This is a genomic window from Amycolatopsis sp. cmx-11-12, assembly GCF_046269425.1.
Lineage (GTDB): Bacteria > Actinomycetota > Actinomycetes > Mycobacteriales > Pseudonocardiaceae > Amycolatopsis.
On sequence record NZ_JADNQM010000010.1, the window covers coordinates 199,603 to 215,663 of the forward strand.

Genomic DNA, 16,061 nt, shown 5'->3' on the forward strand with positions numbered 1-16,061 from the left:
GCTATCCCTCCTCGAAGTCGAACCGCAGCGCATCGGTGCACCGGCGGTATTTGTGTTCCATCTCCCGCTGGGTCTGCGCGGCGACGAAGATGTGCGCGAGTTCGTAGCTGTAGCTGTCCTGTGCGGGTAGCTCCGAGAGCCGGATCCCCTTCTCCGGTACCACTTCGATCTTGACGCCGGGGATCTCCGCCTCCAGGTCCGCGATCTCGCCACGGGTGGGCACGCGGGTGACCAGGCCGTCACGGAACCGCCGGTGGTACCACTTGCCCGCGACCCGATAGTCACCCTGGTGGCGCCGGCCCGCGGGATCCCGGCCGAGTCCCAGCTGGACCATGATGTGATGGTTCGCCACCCCGTCGACGTACTCGAACAGTTCGGCGTGGGACTGCGAATGCCGCGGGTTGATCTCCAGCAGGCAGGCCTGACCGGATTCGGGATGGCAGAAGAACTCGATGCTGAAGGTGGCGTTGTCGAAGCCGATCCGCTCCATCACCCGGACGGAGATCTCCTTCATCCGGTCGACCGCGTCCTCGGGCAGCTGCGACGGGTACTGATGTCTCAGAAAGCAGGTGGAGTCGGGATAGTTGATCGAATCGAGAACGCCGTACACCGTCACCTGTCCGTTGTGGACGTAACCCTCGGTCGCGGCCTGCACACCGGTTAGTTCGCCTTCCGCGAGGCACGCGGCCCCTCCGGCGTCGGCCACCTCGGCGGGAAGCGCGACTTTTCCGAGGATGTGGTCGAAGGGAAGGCCGACTCGTTCGACGCCCGCCCTGATCTCGGCGACGGCCTTCTCGAACTCGCTCTCATCGGCCACATGGAAGGCCAGTTCCGACGAAAACGACTTCACCGGCTTGAGCCACATGGGGTAGTCGACGCCGTCGGGTGGCCGGGGATCGTCCTGCTCCAGGTCGACGATGCCGAACGACGGCAGCTCGTCGATCACCTTCGCCTGTTCGAGTCTGCTCCAGTACTTGTGCTCGCATTTCAGCACCGCCTCGAGCGAAACACCGGGGAGACCGTACTTCTCGCACAACATCGCCACCATCGTCGAAGACGGGAAGTCCCAATAACTGACGATTGCGTCGATCGGCCCATCGAAAGCGTCCAAATGCGACTGTGCCTTCTCCATCAGCGCGACGATCGGGATCTCGCCCTCTTGAAGTTCCTCAGGCGACAGCAACGGATGGAAGCGATATCGGTCAGCACCGGGGATTCGGCGCAGTACCTCGTCGTTGCTCTCGTCGAGGCCGATCACGAAGATGTTCTTTTCCTCTGGGGACCTGGAGGATGTGGTCATGGGCGAGACCTACCCTTTCGAGTGAGACAGAAAACCCGGATGACACTGGTTTGCCCATGTTGTCTCGCGGGAACCCGGCGGTCATGACCGAGTTGCCCGGCACGCGTTCCCTGTGGCTCGACACCGCCCCCGCTCCCGATCGCACCGGCACGCCGCTGCCGAGGGAGATCGATGTCGCCGTCCTCGGCGGTGGGATCGCGGGACTCACCACGGCCTACCGGCTGGCGAAGGCCGGGCGGTCGGTACTGGTCCTGGAAGCCGGCCGTCTCGCGGCGGGGGTTTCCGGGCACACCACGGCGAAGATCAGCACGCAGCACGGGATGAAGTACGCCTCGCTCGCGAAGGCCAAAGGCGCCGATGCGGCCGCGATGTACGCCTACACCCAAGCCGCGGCCCTGGACTGGATCGCGGCCGCCACCGCCGAACTCGGCATCGAATGCGGGTTCACCCGTGCCGACAGCTTCGTGTACACGACCAGGCCTGAAACGGTGGAAAGCCTTGAACGAGAGGCGGAAGCGGCCGCCGAAGCCGGTCTTCCCGCCACCTTCGTCACCGGCGTCGACCTCGATGTGGCGGCGGTCGGCGCGGTCAAATTCGCCGCACAGGCTCATTTCCACCCCCGCCGGTGGCTTCTCGGCCTGGCCGACGAGATCGAACGCGCGGGCGGCACGATCGTGGAGGGCGTCCGCGCGGAGGGTGTCGACGAACTCGGCGGGACCACGGTGCGCACCAGTTCCGGCGACGTGCGTGCCGGAGAGGTCGTGGTGGCGACCCATTACCCGATGCTGGACCGCGGCCTGTTCTTCGCCCGGCTCGATCCGGTGCGGGACCTCGTGGTCGCCGGTCCGGTCGAGGGCGACCGGTTGCCGGACGGGATGTTCCTCGATGCGGACACGCACCATTCCGTCCGCGGCTACCTCAACGACGGCGTCACGTACGCGATCGCGGGCGGCGAGCACTACCGCGTCGGTGACTCGGTCGACGTCGAGAGCCGTTACGAACGGCTGGCCACCTGGGCGAGTGAACATACCGGGATGCCAAGGGTGACCCACCGCTGGTCCGCCCACGACGTGTCCACTTTGGACTCGGTACCGTACGTCGGCCGTTATCACCCGGCGAGCCGCCACCTCTGGGTCGCCACCGGCTTCGGGCAGTGGGGGATGACGGGCGGCACCGCCGCCGGACTCCTGCTGGCGGATCTCCTGACCGGCCGGGACAACGCCGCGGCGAGCCTATATGACCCGAACCGGTTCGACCTCCGTTCCGCGATCAGCACCGTCGAGAACAACGCGACGGTCGCGAAGTTCCTGGTGGGTGACCATCTCAGCGCGTTGCGCAAGCCCGCGTCCTTGGCGGAACTCGCGCTCGGCGAGGCCAAGGTGACCCGCGACGGCGGCGAACTCGTCGCCGCCTACCGCGCCCCGGACGGCGAACTGCACGCCGTCAGCGCCCACTGCACCCACCTCGGCTGCCTGGTCGCGTTCAACAACGCGGAGAAGACCTGGGACTGCCCTTGCCACGGTTCCCGGTTCGGCCTGGACGGGTCGGTACTCCAAGGACCGGCCGTGCGCCCGCTGCCGAAGAAGCGGGAGCAGTGATGAGCGGCACCGGCGTCGAAACGGTTCCGGTCGCGTAGATCGGGTACTCCGTCCGCATGACGACGATCGACCATACGGTGGCCGCCTCGCTGCCCCAGGTCCGTGGCCCGCTCTCCGCCGCCACAGTGGACGCCCTGACAGGCGGAGGCGGCGACGGATTCGACCTCGAAGCGGCGGCCCACGCGGACCCCTTCGGCGACGATCTCCAGCTCGCGCTGCACGTCTGCTACGAACTCCACTACCAGGGCTTCGACGGCGTCGACCCCGGCTGGGAGTGGGATCCTGCCCTGCTCGGCTTCCGCGCGAGCCTGGAGCGGGTGTTCCTCGACGGTATCCGCGAGGCCGTACCCGGCGGGGACGACGTCGAGGGCCTGCTCGACGACCTGCTGGTCGAGCCCGTCGGCGGGGACGGCGTCTCGCATTTCCTCCGCGACAAAGGCGAGTGGTGGCACGTCGAGGAGTACTTCGCGCACCGGTCGATCTACCACCTCAAGGAAGGTGACCCGCACGCGTGGGTGATCCCCCGGCTGCGGGGCCGGGCCAAGGCGGCGCTGGTCGCCGTCGAATTCGACGAGTTCGGGGGCGGCCGGGCCGAGCAGGCGCATTCCCGGCTGTTCGCGGAACTCCTGACCGCGGCGGGCCTGTCCGATGGCTACCTCGCCTACCTCGACCACGTCCCGGCCTGCACGCTCGCGACGGTGAACATGATGTCGCTGTTCGGCCTGCTGCGCGGCGCGCTCGTCGGGCATTTCGCCGTCGCCGAGATCACCACCGCGCCCGCTGCCCGCCGCATGGACCAAGCACTGGAGCGGCTCGGCGGGGCGGCGGAATGCCGGTACTTCTACACCGAGCACATCGAGGCCGACGCGGTGCACGAGCAGGTGCTCCGGCACGACGTCGTCGGCGACCTGCTGGCGCGGGAACCCGAGCTGACGGCGGACATCGCGTTGGGCATTCAGGCCACCACGCTGCTGGAGGACCGGCTGGCCGGGCACCTCATGCGGTCCTGGACGGCCGGGGAGTCCTCACTCGTCCGGCCGCTGAACCGCCTGCCGTGACCGGCGGCGGTGGCTGGTGTCGCAGAAGGGGTAGGTCTTGCTGCGGCGGCAGGCGCAGAGCGCGACGAGGAACCTGTCGGAGGTCACCGTCTCGCCGTCCGGCATGACGATCTCGACCGGGCCCTCCACCAGGACCGGGCCGCCGGGTTCGATCCGCACCCGGGTCCTCTTGATGTTCGCGGTCATGGGCCCTCCGGTTCGCCGATACTTCCGGCTACCCCGGTCACGCGCCGCCAAACCAGCGCGACACGCGACTTACGTCTCCAAGCACGCGGGCTGGTGAGGAGTAAGGCAACGGCGGCGTCTGGTGAGGGGTGTGTGGATTTCGGGTCATCTAACGCACCAAAATCCACACAGTGAGGGAAGCGATCCCGCACCGCGCCCGAACACGAGACCTTCTCAGGACACTAGACGGTTGATTCCGTGAAAATCACGTGAAGCACTATGACTGTCCACAGAGGACGCTTTTCGAGTCGAATCGTCCGATTGGATGCCGTATGTCCGTATCGCCAAGGTTGTGAAGGCCTCCTTGCCTACCTTGAGGGTAGGCAAGGAGGCCTTCACAACCTTGGTTCGCACTGAAGGGGCGACCGAGACGGCCACGGCCACCTGAGCATGTCGAGTCCTTGAGGGGCCTCGCAGATCCGGTAATACGGGCAATCGATGATCAATCGGATAATTCGGCCCCAACCAGTGTCCTTTATGACGGTCAAGGGAAGGATTCCTTCGCGGGGTTGCACTTCACGCAATCTTCACGGAATCTCTCAGGACACTAGCGGACGGGACCGGCCTCGAAGACCTTCACCATGTCCCGCATCAAGCCGTTACCCGACGGCAGCGCCCGAAGCGCGGCGACCGCCCGCCCCTGCACCGAAGAACACCAGCGCCACCACGAATCGAGGTTCTCGGCTCGTGCCGCCTCCTCGGCCGGGACGAGCGCAGGCCAGCCGAGCGCGTCGGCCTGGGCCGTCAGGGCGCCGCCGCCGTCGACGGGATCCACCGCCAAGACGGGAACACCCGCCCGCAGCCCCAGCACCAGCCCGTCCAGCCGGGTCGTGACCACCACGTCCAGATGCGACAGGATCGACGTGAACTGGTCGGGTGTCGCACAACGCGTCCAGTCCGAAGACACCAGGCCCGGGTCGAGTGGCACCCGCCCGCAGTCGATCCCGGTGAGCCACCTCGTCACGCGGGACCGGGCGGCGGTGGGTTCCGGCTCGAGGATCAGGCCCGCCACCAGCACCTCGTCCGTCGGGGTGTCGATCGAGAGGTCCGGGGTGGCGATCCCCTGGTGGTCACGGACCAGCACCTGATCGAACCCGGTGACCGCGTCGTCGCCGGGATCGGTCACCGAAACCCCGACGGCGATCCGGTGACAGTGCGCGAAGCGCCGGTGCACCTCGCGCACCTGTCCGCCCCGCGCGGCGCCCGAGACGAACACGACGTGGCTGTACCTCGCCGGATCCACCTCCTCGTAGTTCAACCCCTCCGCTCGAAGGGAGGGACCCCACGCCAGATCATGCGGCACCTCCGCCAGCGACAGCGCGGCGTCGACCCGCCGCATCCCGAGCACGTCCACCGGAGTCGCCCCGCCATGGCGGAAGCTCGCCCACCCGATCACCAAAACACGCATATCCAACGCGTACCCGGCTTCGCCCGATTCACACGGGTTTCCCCGAATGCCGGTCCGGGTAGCCCGTCGCCATGAAGGCTCTCGCTCTCGTGTGTTCTCTCAAACCCTCGCCCGCGGCATCGAGCAGCGCTCTCATCGCCCAGCAAGTGCTCGACAAAATGGCGGAACGCGGTGTCACCGGTGAACTGGTGCGTGTCGTCGACCACGACGTCAAACCCGGGGTCGAAGCCGACATGGGCGACGGCGACGCCTGGCCGGAAATCCGGCGCAAGATCGCGGCCGCGGACATCCTGCTGCTCTCGACACCGACCTGGGTCGGCCACATGTCCAGCGTGGCGCAGCGGGTGCTGGAACGGCTCGACGCGGAGCTTCCCGAAACGGACGACGAGGGCAGGCCCGGCATGTTCGGCAAGGTCGCCGTCACCGCCGTGGTCGGCAACGAGGACGGCGCGCACAAGATCACCGCGGACCTGTTCCAGGCACTCAACGACACCGGTTTCACCGTGCCGGCCCAGGGCGGGACCTATTGGAACGGTGAGGCGATGAAGGGCGGCGACTACAACGACCTCGACGAAACTCCGGACGCGGTCGAATCGACCAACTCGACCGTGGCCCGCAATGCCGTCCACCTCGCGAAACTGCTGAAGGAAAAGCAATATCCCGCGTCATGATCGACGGGGTAATCCCGCGCCCGTCCAGGTAAACCACCTCCGTGATCGTGGGCCCCGGAAGGGTGCGAGCGTGGACATGCCGGAGCGGTGACGACGCGCTCTCCCTGGGCTTCGGGCTGCTGTTCCTGCTGAGCCTCGACTACCTGCCCTCCGCCGATTTTCGCCGTCGACGTCGCCGAAAACCGGCAAATCGAAATCGGTCGGCGCCCCGCATCACGTCACCGACGAATCCGGGTGATCGAGCCGCTGAACGAGACGACGGGCGGGCAACGCCATCGCCCCGAGCCCGATCGACGTCGTGACCTCGTCCGTGGGGGTGACGAGCAGGTGGTCGATCTCTTCGACCAGCCCGCGCGAGTGATCGAGCTTGTCCGGATCACCCGACCGCGCCACTTCCGCGAGCGCTTCGAGCAGGTCGCCGACCACCCCGCGCGCGTACTCGCCGGGATGCCGGAACGGCTGCTCACTCTGGGCGGCTTCGCTGACCGCGTCGATCAGCTGGGCGAGCGGCGGCCACAGCGAGACGAGCTTCGCCAGCGGCTCTTCCCGTGTCTCACGCCGGCGGCGATGATTCAGGTAGCGGCCCTCCCGGGTCCAGCCGATCGCCTCCTCCGCCTCCGCGACCAGACTGCGGACGTCGCGCAGGCGTTCGTGCAGAAGGTCCGCCGCCTCGGGTGGCTCACCGCCACGGACCAGCGCGGCGGTCTCCTCGAGAACGTCCCCGATCGCCGAGGCGAGCCGGGACGTCACCGTCTCCAGGCGCTCCCCGTGCAGTGGCGGGAGGACGACCGCGTTCAGCACCACGCCGATCGCCGCGCCCAGCGCGGTCTCCAGCAGCCGGTCGGCGAGCAGGACGGGCTCGGTCGCGTTGCCGTAGGAGATCAGCAGCATGCCGGTGATCCCCACCCAGACCCCCGAATCGCCGAACCCTCGCCACGAGCCGATCAGCAGCCCGGCGAAGACGACCAGCCCGAGCGCCACCGTCACCGACGGGATCAGCTGGACCGCACCCGCCGCGAGCAGCACTCCCCCGGTGACCGCGCCGACCTGTTGCGCCCAGCCGCGCACCGACCGGTAGACGGTGGCCTGCACCAGGAACACGGCCGCGTACGGCGCGAGAAAGGGCTGCGGCAGCTCGAGGACCGAGGTCGCGACGATCCACGCGATCACCGCCGCCGCTGCCGCCTTGGTGGTCTGGACGAGGCTTCGCCGTTCCTCCCCCGGGACCCGTACCACCCTGCCGAGCCACGCGAACGGCGACGTCAAACGGTTTCGTACGTTCATCACTACCCGGGCGTCGTCTCGCCGCCGAGGGCCGCGATGACCTCGCCGCTGTAGTACGACGAGAGCCTGTTGGATGCCAGGAAGACGTACGAAGGCGCGAGGTCGTCGGGGTGGGCCGCCCGCTCGAACGGGACCTGGAGGCCGAACTTCTCGACCTTCTCGGGCGGGAACGTCGACGGGATCAACGGTGTCCACACCGGACCCGGCGCGACGCAGTTGATCCGGACGCCCCGGTCGGCCAAGGCCTGCGCCATCGCGTAGGTCCAGGCGTGCACGGCACCCTTGGTGGCGGAGTAGTCGATCAGGGACTTGTTGCCACGCAAGCCGTTCACCGAGCCGGTGTTGATGATCACCGCGCCCTTCTTCAGATGCGGCAGCGCGGCGTCGGTCACCCGGAAGTAGCTGTGGATGTTCACGTCGAAGGTGTGGGTCCACTGCTCGTCGGTGAGGTCCTCCGGCGAGTCGACCGGCCATTGCGTGGCGACGTTGTTGACGAGGATGTCCAGGCCGCCGAGTGCACTCACGGTGCGGTCCACGATCTCGCGACACTGGGCGGCCTCGGCCAGATCACCCGGTAGGAGGAGGCACTCGCGGCCCTCCGCCCGGACACGCTCTTCGGTGTACTTCGCGTCCTCGTGCTCGTTGAGGTAGGCGATCGCGACGTCGGCGCCCTCCTTCGCGAAGGCGATGGCGACCGCGCGGCCGATCCCGGAGTCGCCCCCGGTGATCAGGGCGCGTTTGCCTGCCAGCAGGTCACGGCCTTCGTAGTCCTCCATGGAGTCACGAGGATGCGGGTCCATTTTCGACGTCACGCCCGGCGGGTCCTGCTGCTGCGGCGGCCGTAACTTGTCTGGCATGAGGGCTCCTCCGGTCGGGTGCGTTCCGCGCCCTGAGTACCCGGAGGAACTCGCTCCTGAACATGGCTACAGGAGGCCCCTTCCTGAGAGGTCGGCAAACGTGGCTCACGTGTCCGCCACGTACACGCGTTCGCCTGGCCGTGAAGGCCACTGCTCCCAATGCCGCATTGGGAGCATCAAGTCGCGTGCTTGGGCACGTGACTCGCGTGCTTGGGCGCGTCTCAGTGCACCCGCCGGTCCTCCGCCGTCCCGCGGTACCGGATCGTCCACAGGCTGCGGCGGATGTAGGTGCGTTGCAGCCACCGGTCACGCCCGTTGTGCCGCGCGAAGAACTGCGACCGCGCGTGCAGGCCCTTCCGGTTGTTGATCAGCAGCGCCGTCCCCGGCTCCAGCTTGACCTGGTGCGCGACCTCGCGGCAGACCCGCTGAAGTTCCTCCAGCGCCTGCTCCGCCTCGACGGTCTCCCCCACCACGCCGTTGGCCGAGACCGAAACCTCCGGCGAGTCCGACGGGCCGGAGATGACCGGCACGAGATCGGACAGCACGTCGGCGCCCTTGGCCACGTCCCGCACGTAACTGCCGGGCGCGTTGAGCCGGAACAGCGGACGGCGCAGGATGTCGAGCACCTCCGGGCGCAGGGCGGCCGAGATGTCCCGGCCGTCGGCGTAGTAGGTGACGGCTTCCTTGTTCCCATCCTGCCGCACGCAGTTCAGCACCAGGAAGTCCGGATTGGACACGTCGTACCGGCCGACCTCGTCGTGCACGATGTCGTTGTGGAAGTTCAGGAAGACGTGCGAACTCTGGTTGGTCTGGCTCCGCGCCCCCGCCGAGACCGGGACGACGTCGTGCACGAGCCGTCCGCTTTTCTCGGTGGTGAACCCGACGGGCTCGCCGAGCAACTGACTCAGTCCCAAAAGGACGGTCTCGGCGACGAACGTCTTCTTGTCCTTGCTGGGTTCCCCGTCGATCGGTGTCTCCGGGAGTTCCGGGTCCACCGGCAGGTTGCGCACGAGCGCCACACCCGGCGTGTCGACGTGCCTGCCGAAGTCCAGGATCGTCTGGAGCTGGTCGATGGGCAGCCGAGAGAAGACCACCCGGAGCATCGCCAGCGAACGGTCGATGTCGTCGACGGGGTCCGCGAAGGACCGCAACCCGGTTCCGATGGTCTCGCGGACCTCGTCATCGAGCACGACCTCGGCGAAGGTACTGACTAGGGTTTCCTTGCTGGTCATGATGTCCTATCCACCTTCTGGTCCTTTTCGGACTTCTTCTTCTCGAACTTCTCGATCAGGCTGAGCGCGGGTGCGGTGGCGATCGTCGAGACCAGCGTCATGATCACGAGCATCGCGAAGACCGTCGGGCTGATCACCTTCAGCTGGAGGCCGACGTTGAGCACCACCAGTTCAGTCAGCCCGCGGCAGTTCATCAACGCGCCGAGTGACAGCGAATCGCGCCAGCGGACGCCGGTCAGCCGGGCCGCCGTGGTACTGCCGAACCATTTCCCGAACACGGCCACCGCCGTGACCACACCGGTCCAGAGCCACATCGAACCGGAGCCGAGCAGGCTGAACTCGGTGTGCAGACCGGTGTAGGCGAAGAAGAGCGGCAGCAGCAAGGTCAGGGTCACGCTGCCGAGCTTCCCGGCGGCGCGGGCGAGGACCGGCTCCTTCCTCGGCGCGATCACGCCGAACAGGAAGGCGCCGAAGAGCGCATGGATGCCGATCTCGTTCGTGGCCAGCGCCGACAGCATGATCCCGCCGAGCAGGATCGCGAGAACGGCGGACTCCGGCGCCCGGGTGAGCACCTTGGCCAGCAGCGGTCGGACGACATAGACCATCACCACGGCGAACGCCAAGGTGAGCCCGACGGTCAGGAAGACCTCCGACGGCGCACCGCCCTGGCTGACCGCGACCACCACGGCCAGCAGGCACCACGCCGCGACGTCGTCCACGGCGGCACAGGTGAGCGCGAGCGCGCCCAGCGGGGTCTTCGAGATCCCCCGGTCGGTCAGGATCCTCGCGAGCACGGGGAAAGCCGTCACGCTCATGGAGACCGCGATGAACAACCCGAACGCGAGGAAGCCGACGTCACCACCGAAGATCGGGTACATGCCGAGCGCGAGCACGATGCCGGAGACCATCGGCAGCGCGATGCTGACCTGGCTGACCGTCACCGCGGTGAACCCCCGCCTCCGCACCGCGTCGACGTCGATCTCCGAACCGACCAGGTACATGAAGAAGATCAGCCCCAGCTGCGACAGGATGTTGATCGCCGAGACCACCCCGCCGGGGAACAGCCAGCCGAACGCGCCGGGCCAGACGATCCCGAACAGCGACGGTCCCAGCAGGATGCCCGCGACGATCTCGCCGATCACCGCGGGCTGGCCGAGCCGCCGGGCCAGCATTCCCGCCAGGTAACAGGCGCCGAGGATCACCGGCAGCGCAACCAGCAGGCGCGCGTAGGTGTCGGGTCCGCTGTCCGCCGCCTTGGCCGCCGTGCCCGAAACCGGCTCGTATGCGGACCCCAGGCCGAGCACCACGACGACGACCACCGCCGGTATCGCGATCAGCGCCGTCCCGACGAGGATCCGGCGCGGCGCCGACCGCCCGCTCCGGCCCTGTACAGCTGACTCCATCGAGTTCTCCTTAGTGGTCACCATCGGAAGTCCTCCGGGGGCAACCACTAGCCCGCGCGCAATTCCAGCGTGCAGCATTTGACACTGCCGCCCGCCTTCAGCAGTTCGGACAGGTCGGCGCCGATCGGCTCGAACCCGTGCTCCCGCAGTTGAGCGGTCAGCCCGGTGGCCGCCTGCGGGAGGACGACGTGCTTGCCGTCGGAGACGGCGTTGAGGCCGAACACAGCGGCGTCGCGTTCGGAGGCCAGGATCGCGTCGGGGTACATCTCCTTCAGCACCAGACGGCTGTCCTCGGAGAACGCCTCCGGGTAGTACATCACCATGTCGTCGTCGAGGACGGCGAGTGCGGTGTCGAGGTGGTAATAGCGCGGGTCGATCAAGGTCAGCCCGATCACCGGGCAGCCGAAGAATTCACGGGATTCGTTGTGTGCCTCGGGATTCGTACGGAATCCGGTGCCGGCGAGGATCTTCGTCCCCGCGACGAGGTAGTCGCCCTCCCCCTCGTTGACCCACTGCGCCTGCCGCACGTAGCGATACCCGTTGGCACGGAACCACTCCAGGTACGCCTCGGATTCACCGGCGCGCTGCATGTGGTGGAACCGTGCGACGAGGACCTGTCCGTTGACGACGGTGGCGCCGTTGGCCGCGAACACCATGTCGGGCAGACCGGGCACCGGGTCGAGCAATTCGACCCGATGACCCAGATCGACGTACAGATCGTGCAGCCACTCCCACTGCGCGACGGCCAGTTCGGTGTACGTGGGCTTCTTCGGGTCCATCCAAGGGTTGATCGAGTACTCGACGTCGAAGTACGTCGGTCTGACCATCAGGTAGTGCCGTTGGGCGACTGTTCGTGACACGCTGTCCTCCACGCGGAATTCAGTGCTTTTTCTGGGTTTCGCTCAGCTTGACCTCGATCTTCCCGGCCAGGTCGTTCGCGTTGTGCATGGCTTCGTCGAAGGACGAGCCGAGCGCGCCGATGCCGCCGAAGATGTTGTTTCCCAGCGGAGGGCGCTTGATCAGGTCGCCCGGCTTCGCGAAGATCTTGAGGTAGTACAAGGATTCCGAGTCCTTCACCGCCGGCGGGACGTCGATCGAGGAGATCACGCCACCAGGGCAGATCAGGCACATCGCGGCGGTGTGCACACCGGTCGGGCTGAAGTGGTGGACGTCCGGCCGCACGCCGCGAGAGACGTCCATGAGCCCTTTGATCGGGTCGTACCCTGCCGAAAGCCGCGCCATATGGTCGAGTCCGCCACCGCCGGGACGGACGGCGATCTCCAGCAGGAACGGCTTACCTTGGTGGAAACGGACTTCGGCGTGCAGTGCGCCGCGGATGAGCCCCTGCGCCCGAACCCCGGCGGTCACCACAGCGTGCACCTCGGCGACCTGTTCGGGAGTGAGCGACGTGGGAGCGTGGTGCACGTCGTCATCGAAGGTCTCACCCTCCGACGTGACCCTGTCCACAATGGAGCCGAGATAGACCTCGTCGTCCCAGGCGAGCGCCTCGATGAGATGTTCGTGACCGTCCAGAAAGGACTCGACGAGCAAACCGTGCGGACCGAGATCCAGTCCCTCGGCTTCCATGTTGTACCAGGTCATCCGGTCGATGCCTTCGCGTGCCTGCTCGTAGCGTTCACGCATCTTCTCTTCGTCGTCGACCCGGAAGACGAAGTTGCTGGCCGCGCCGAGGGTCGGCTTGAGGATCACCGGATAGCCGAAGTCCTCGGCCGCCCGCAAGGCAGCGTCGAGATCCTCGACGAACCGGTAGTCCGGATGCGCGGCCCCGCCCTTTTCGTGCGCCTGCCGCATGATCAGCTTGTTCCGGCTCGTCCGCGCCGCGTCGACACCGATGCCGGGCAGGCCGAGCGCTTCGGCGACTGCGGCGACCAGGACCACACCCGACTCGGAAAAGGTGAGCACGCCGTCGAAGGACTCCTCCGCGTGCCAGGCCTTCGCGTGCCGGACCAGGTCGTCGATGTGGTTGCTGCCGGCGATCCGGTAGCGATCCGACGGCCAGAGATCCTCGGTCCCGATCCCGTTGAGGACGTACAGCACCCCGCCGAAATCCTCGATCTGCTGGTAGCGGGGCAGGTAGTAGTAGGAGTTCTGGCTGGCTTCCAGCGCGAGCAGTTTCACGACACACCTCGGAGGGCAGGACGGGTTGGGTGGACACCGGACGCGCGCACGAGCGGCCGGTCGAGCGGGGCGAATCCGGTCGGGGCCGGGTCGGCGCCGGTCAGGCGTGCGGCGAGGGACCGGGCGATCAGCGGCGCGAATTTGAAGGACGAGCCACCGCAGGCCGCGTAGGACAGGACCCGGTCGCCGAGGATGGCGAGCATCGGGCCGAGGGTGGAGCGCCGGGCCAGGTAGTGGCAGTCCCGGGTGTCGATCAGCCAGTCCCGGCGGAAGCCAGGGATCAGCGCGGCGAACGTGTCGATCAGGTGCTCACGCCACCACGACGGTGAGGTGGCGCCGCCGACCTCGTCGACGACCCGGCAGGCGCTCGCCGCGCTGAGCTTCAAGGGCGTCCCGGCGACCGGCGGTACCAGCCACGCGCCACCCGGGGCACCGAGCGAGGTGATCGCCGGTGTCGCCGCCCACGCGGCGGCGTCGGCGGGTGGGACGTCGCAGTAGAGCATCGTCTGCCGGTGCAGCACGAGTTCCCTGGACAGTTCGGGCGCCAGCAGATCGCGGGACCACGGGCCCGCCGCCAGCAGGACCGCGTCACCTCGGAGGATCTCGCCGTCGGCCAGCCGTACCTCGGCCCGGTCCGTGTCGACCCCGACCACCTTGCGGTGCGGATGGAGTTCCGCGTGGGCGTGCCAGCGGAGCCAACCGGCGCAGGCCGCCAGTACCCGGTCGGCGAGCAGAACTCCCGCGTGCGACTCGAAGACCGCGCCCGTGCCCGGGACGAACCCGGCGTGCGGGAACTCCACGGCGAGTTCGCCCGCGCCGAACACTTCGGCCTTGGACCCGGCCGCGATCAGGAGGTCCTGCGCGGCGCTCGCCTCGTCCGCGGCGATCGCGGTGAGCGCACCGACCTGTTCGTAGAACGGCGTGGACAACCGGCGCTCGAGTTCGGTCCACGCGTGATGCGCGCCGACGGCGGCCGTCGTGGTGGCGAGATCGCCGGGATGCAGTGCGCGCAGCACGCGGTGACGGTCGAACGAAGTCGCGCCGGAGAACGGGATGTCGGCCTGGTCGGCGACGACCACCTCATGCCCGGCGGACACGCATTCCACGGCGGTCAGCAGCGCGATGACACCGCCGCCCGCGAGCACGACTCGCATGACCTTCCCCCTCCGGTGAATGTTCTTTCGGGCACCACGGGGTGCCCGGATGCCACGACTGGGCGCGTGGCATCCGGGTCTTGCCCCCGGTGGGCAAGGAATCAGGAGTCGCGCGGGGTCACGAACGTGTCGTTGATGACGTAGCCGTCGAGGCCGTACGTCTCCCCGTACTCGATGAGATCACTGGTGCGGTTGAGGAAACCGCGCCCGTTGTTGTTCAGCGAGGTGTTGCACAGCACGCTGAACCCGGTCTGCTCGCGGAACGCTTCGAGCAGGTCGGTGATGCCGGCGTTGCGTTCCCGCGTCACCGTCTGGGTGCGCGCGGTGCCGTCGACATGTGTGATGGCCTTCAACTCGTCGGAGGTGACGTGGTTGAAGTACAGCATGTACGGGTCCTGCACCGAGCCGACGAACCACTTCGGCGCATCGGACTCCAGCGCGATCGGCGCGATCGGGCGGTAGTCCTCGCGCCGCTTGATCTTGTTGAGCCGCACGGTGGTGTCCACGGTGAACGGCGCGGCCAGGATGGACCGGTTGCCCAGCGCCCGCGGACCCATTTCGTACCGGCCGCGCGCCCAGCCGATGATGTTGCCGTCCTTGATGTACTTCGCGACCTCGCTCGCCACGAGTGGCCGCGTCTCGTACTTCACGGGATCCGGGATGACGTCCTCGACGAAGTTCTCGCCCGCGTAGACGTCCCACTCGATCGTCGCCTGCCCGGTGTAGAACCACTGTGCGTCGATGGCCGTGCCCAGCGCGGAACCACTGTCGTTGGGACACGGCGGCACGAACACCGAGGAGAACAGCCCGCTCTCACGCCACAACCTGTTCCAGTCGCAGTTCAGCCCGCAGCCGCCGGAGATCAGCAGCGGCAGCCCTTCGGTCAGGTTCTTTTCGGCGTAGTCGTGGAACCGGCCGAAGATCGCTTGCGAATGTTTGGCCGCCGCGTTGCGGTACTCCTGCGACCAGACACCGGCGTTGTACAGATGGGACCACGACATCTCCTCTTTGGACAGACCGAGGATGATGCCGTCGCGGTCGAGGATGAAGTCGATGGTCTTCTGCTCGTCGGGGGTGAGCGGACCGGGTTCGGCGAATCCGGTGAGCGCCATCTGCTTGCCTGCGTCGTTGAACCGGAACTTTCCCTTGCCGAGCGGGAATCCCGGGTCCGCCAGCGCGAACAGGTAGGCGTACTTCGCACCCGGGTCGGCCAGCACGTGCTTCAGGTGAGTGGCCTCACCGCGCTCGTCGATCCGGTAGAAGTCCCCGATGTTCCCTTCCCACACCAGGGAGTAGTACGCCTGGCCGGGCGCGGCGGGCGCCATCCCGAGGGAGCTGTAGATATGCGAGCGCTCGTGGGTCGAGGAGAAGTAACGCACGTCCTTGCCGAAGAACTTGCCGGCCTCGTCGGAGACGGCGCCCTCTCCGACACCGAAGTATCCGGTGCGGGACGGGGGTTCCACCGAGAACTCCCCCTTGACCCAGCCGCCGAGCGCGACCACGTCGGGTTGTTTGCCGAGCAGGCCGGCCGCGCGCGCCATCAGCTCGCCGGTGATCCGGTCGTAGCGCGGGTAGTTGTCCTTTTCCGACTCCAGCGCGAACAGCAGTTTGCCGTCCTCGATGGCCACGATCCCGCCATCGTGGCCCTCTTTCATCGACAGAATCAGCATGGTGTCACCGAATTTCGCTCGCCTTCATTCGTCGACTCATTCAAGCCGCGCGGCCCGTTGAC

At 67.4% G+C, this 16,061-nt stretch carries 14 protein-coding genes; 3 read left to right on the top strand and 11 right to left on the bottom strand.

Going from position 1 to position 16,061, the window contains the following annotated elements:
- Position 1: 1 nt before the first annotated feature.
- Entirely contained in the window at positions 2 to 1,300 is a 1,299-nt protein-coding gene (locus ACLARN_RS16660) for an acetyl-CoA carboxylase biotin carboxylase subunit family protein (RefSeq protein WP_409492308.1), read from the bottom strand.
- Between the two features lie 83 nt (positions 1,301 to 1,383).
- On the opposite strand from ACLARN_RS16660, the gene ACLARN_RS16665 reads away from it, so the two are divergent.
- The gene (locus ACLARN_RS16665; protein ID WP_409492309.1) at positions 1,384 to 2,898 is read left to right on the top strand and encodes an FAD-dependent oxidoreductase; all 1,515 of its coding nucleotides are present in this window, start codon (positions 1,384 to 1,386) and stop codon (positions 2,896 to 2,898) included.
- A 56-nt stretch (positions 2,899 to 2,954) separates the two neighbouring features.
- Positions 2,955 to 3,956, top strand: a complete 1,002-nt coding sequence (locus tag ACLARN_RS16670) for an iron-containing redox enzyme family protein (protein ID WP_409492310.1) — start codon at positions 2,955 to 2,957, stop codon at positions 3,954 to 3,956.
- Here ACLARN_RS16670 and ACLARN_RS16675 read toward each other — a convergent pair.
- Both ACLARN_RS16675 and ACLARN_RS16680 read right to left on the bottom strand, forming a co-directional pair.
- Complete coding sequence (locus ACLARN_RS16675; protein WP_409492311.1) at positions 3,924 to 4,142, bottom strand: CDGSH iron-sulfur domain-containing protein; 219 nt, start codon at positions 4,140 to 4,142, stop codon at positions 3,924 to 3,926. The two genes, ACLARN_RS16670 and ACLARN_RS16675, sit on opposite strands and share 33 nt — an antisense overlap.
- Positions 4,143 to 4,728: 586 nt before the next feature.
- Positions 4,729 to 5,589, bottom strand: coding sequence for a polysaccharide pyruvyl transferase family protein (locus tag ACLARN_RS16680; protein ID WP_409492312.1), 861 nt, complete (start codon positions 5,587 to 5,589; stop codon positions 4,729 to 4,731).
- 71 nt (positions 5,590 to 5,660) lie between these two features.
- Between ACLARN_RS16680 and ACLARN_RS16685 the strand changes: the two genes are divergently transcribed.
- Positions 5,661 to 6,260, top strand: a complete 600-nt coding sequence (locus ACLARN_RS16685) for a flavodoxin family protein (protein ID WP_409492313.1) — start codon at positions 5,661 to 5,663, stop codon at positions 6,258 to 6,260.
- A gap of 213 nt (positions 6,261 to 6,473) precedes the next feature.
- Here ACLARN_RS16685 and ACLARN_RS16690 read toward each other — a convergent pair whose 3' ends face one another.
- From ACLARN_RS16690 to ACLARN_RS16725, 8 genes are all read right to left on the bottom strand, one after another.
- Entirely contained in the window at positions 6,474 to 7,544 is a 1,071-nt protein-coding gene (locus ACLARN_RS16690) for an FUSC family protein (protein ID WP_409492314.1), read from the bottom strand.
- A 2-nt stretch (positions 7,545 to 7,546) separates the two neighbouring features.
- Positions 7,547 to 8,401, bottom strand: a complete 855-nt coding sequence (locus tag ACLARN_RS16695; protein ID WP_409492315.1) for an SDR family oxidoreductase — start codon at positions 8,399 to 8,401, stop codon at positions 7,547 to 7,549.
- Between the two features lie 221 nt (positions 8,402 to 8,622).
- Positions 8,623 to 9,633 carry a TauD/TfdA family dioxygenase gene (locus ACLARN_RS16700; RefSeq protein ID WP_409492316.1) on the bottom strand — a complete coding sequence of 337 codons (1,011 nt, stop codon included), beginning with the start codon at positions 9,631 to 9,633 and terminating at the stop codon, positions 8,623 to 8,625.
- The gene (locus ACLARN_RS16705) at positions 9,630 to 11,036 is read right to left on the bottom strand and encodes a cation:proton antiporter (protein ID WP_409492317.1); all 1,407 of its coding nucleotides are present in this window, start codon (positions 11,034 to 11,036) and stop codon (positions 9,630 to 9,632) included. Before ACLARN_RS16705 ends, ACLARN_RS16700 begins: the two co-directional genes overlap by 4 nt.
- 47 nt (positions 11,037 to 11,083) lie before the next feature.
- A complete protein-coding gene (gene ddaH, locus ACLARN_RS16710; RefSeq protein ID WP_409492318.1) occupies positions 11,084 to 11,896 on the bottom strand; it encodes a dimethylargininase in 813 nt (270 codons plus the stop codon).
- Positions 11,897 to 11,915: 19 nt separating this feature from the next.
- The gene (locus ACLARN_RS16715) at positions 11,916 to 13,175 is read right to left on the bottom strand and encodes an ATP-grasp domain-containing protein (protein WP_409492319.1); all 1,260 of its coding nucleotides are present in this window, start codon (positions 13,173 to 13,175) and stop codon (positions 11,916 to 11,918) included.
- On the bottom strand, positions 13,172 to 14,329 hold the full coding sequence (locus tag ACLARN_RS16720; RefSeq protein WP_409492320.1) for an NAD(P)/FAD-dependent oxidoreductase: 1,158 nt from the start codon (positions 14,327 to 14,329) through the stop codon (positions 13,172 to 13,174). The genes ACLARN_RS16715 and ACLARN_RS16720 overlap by 4 nt, the downstream gene beginning before the upstream one ends.
- A gap of 101 nt (positions 14,330 to 14,430) precedes the next feature.
- Positions 14,431 to 15,999 (bottom strand): carbamoyltransferase C-terminal domain-containing protein, encoded by a 1,569-nt coding sequence (locus ACLARN_RS16725; protein WP_409492321.1) that lies wholly within the window; start codon positions 15,997 to 15,999, stop codon positions 14,431 to 14,433.
- Positions 16,000 to 16,061: the final 62 nt, after the last annotated feature.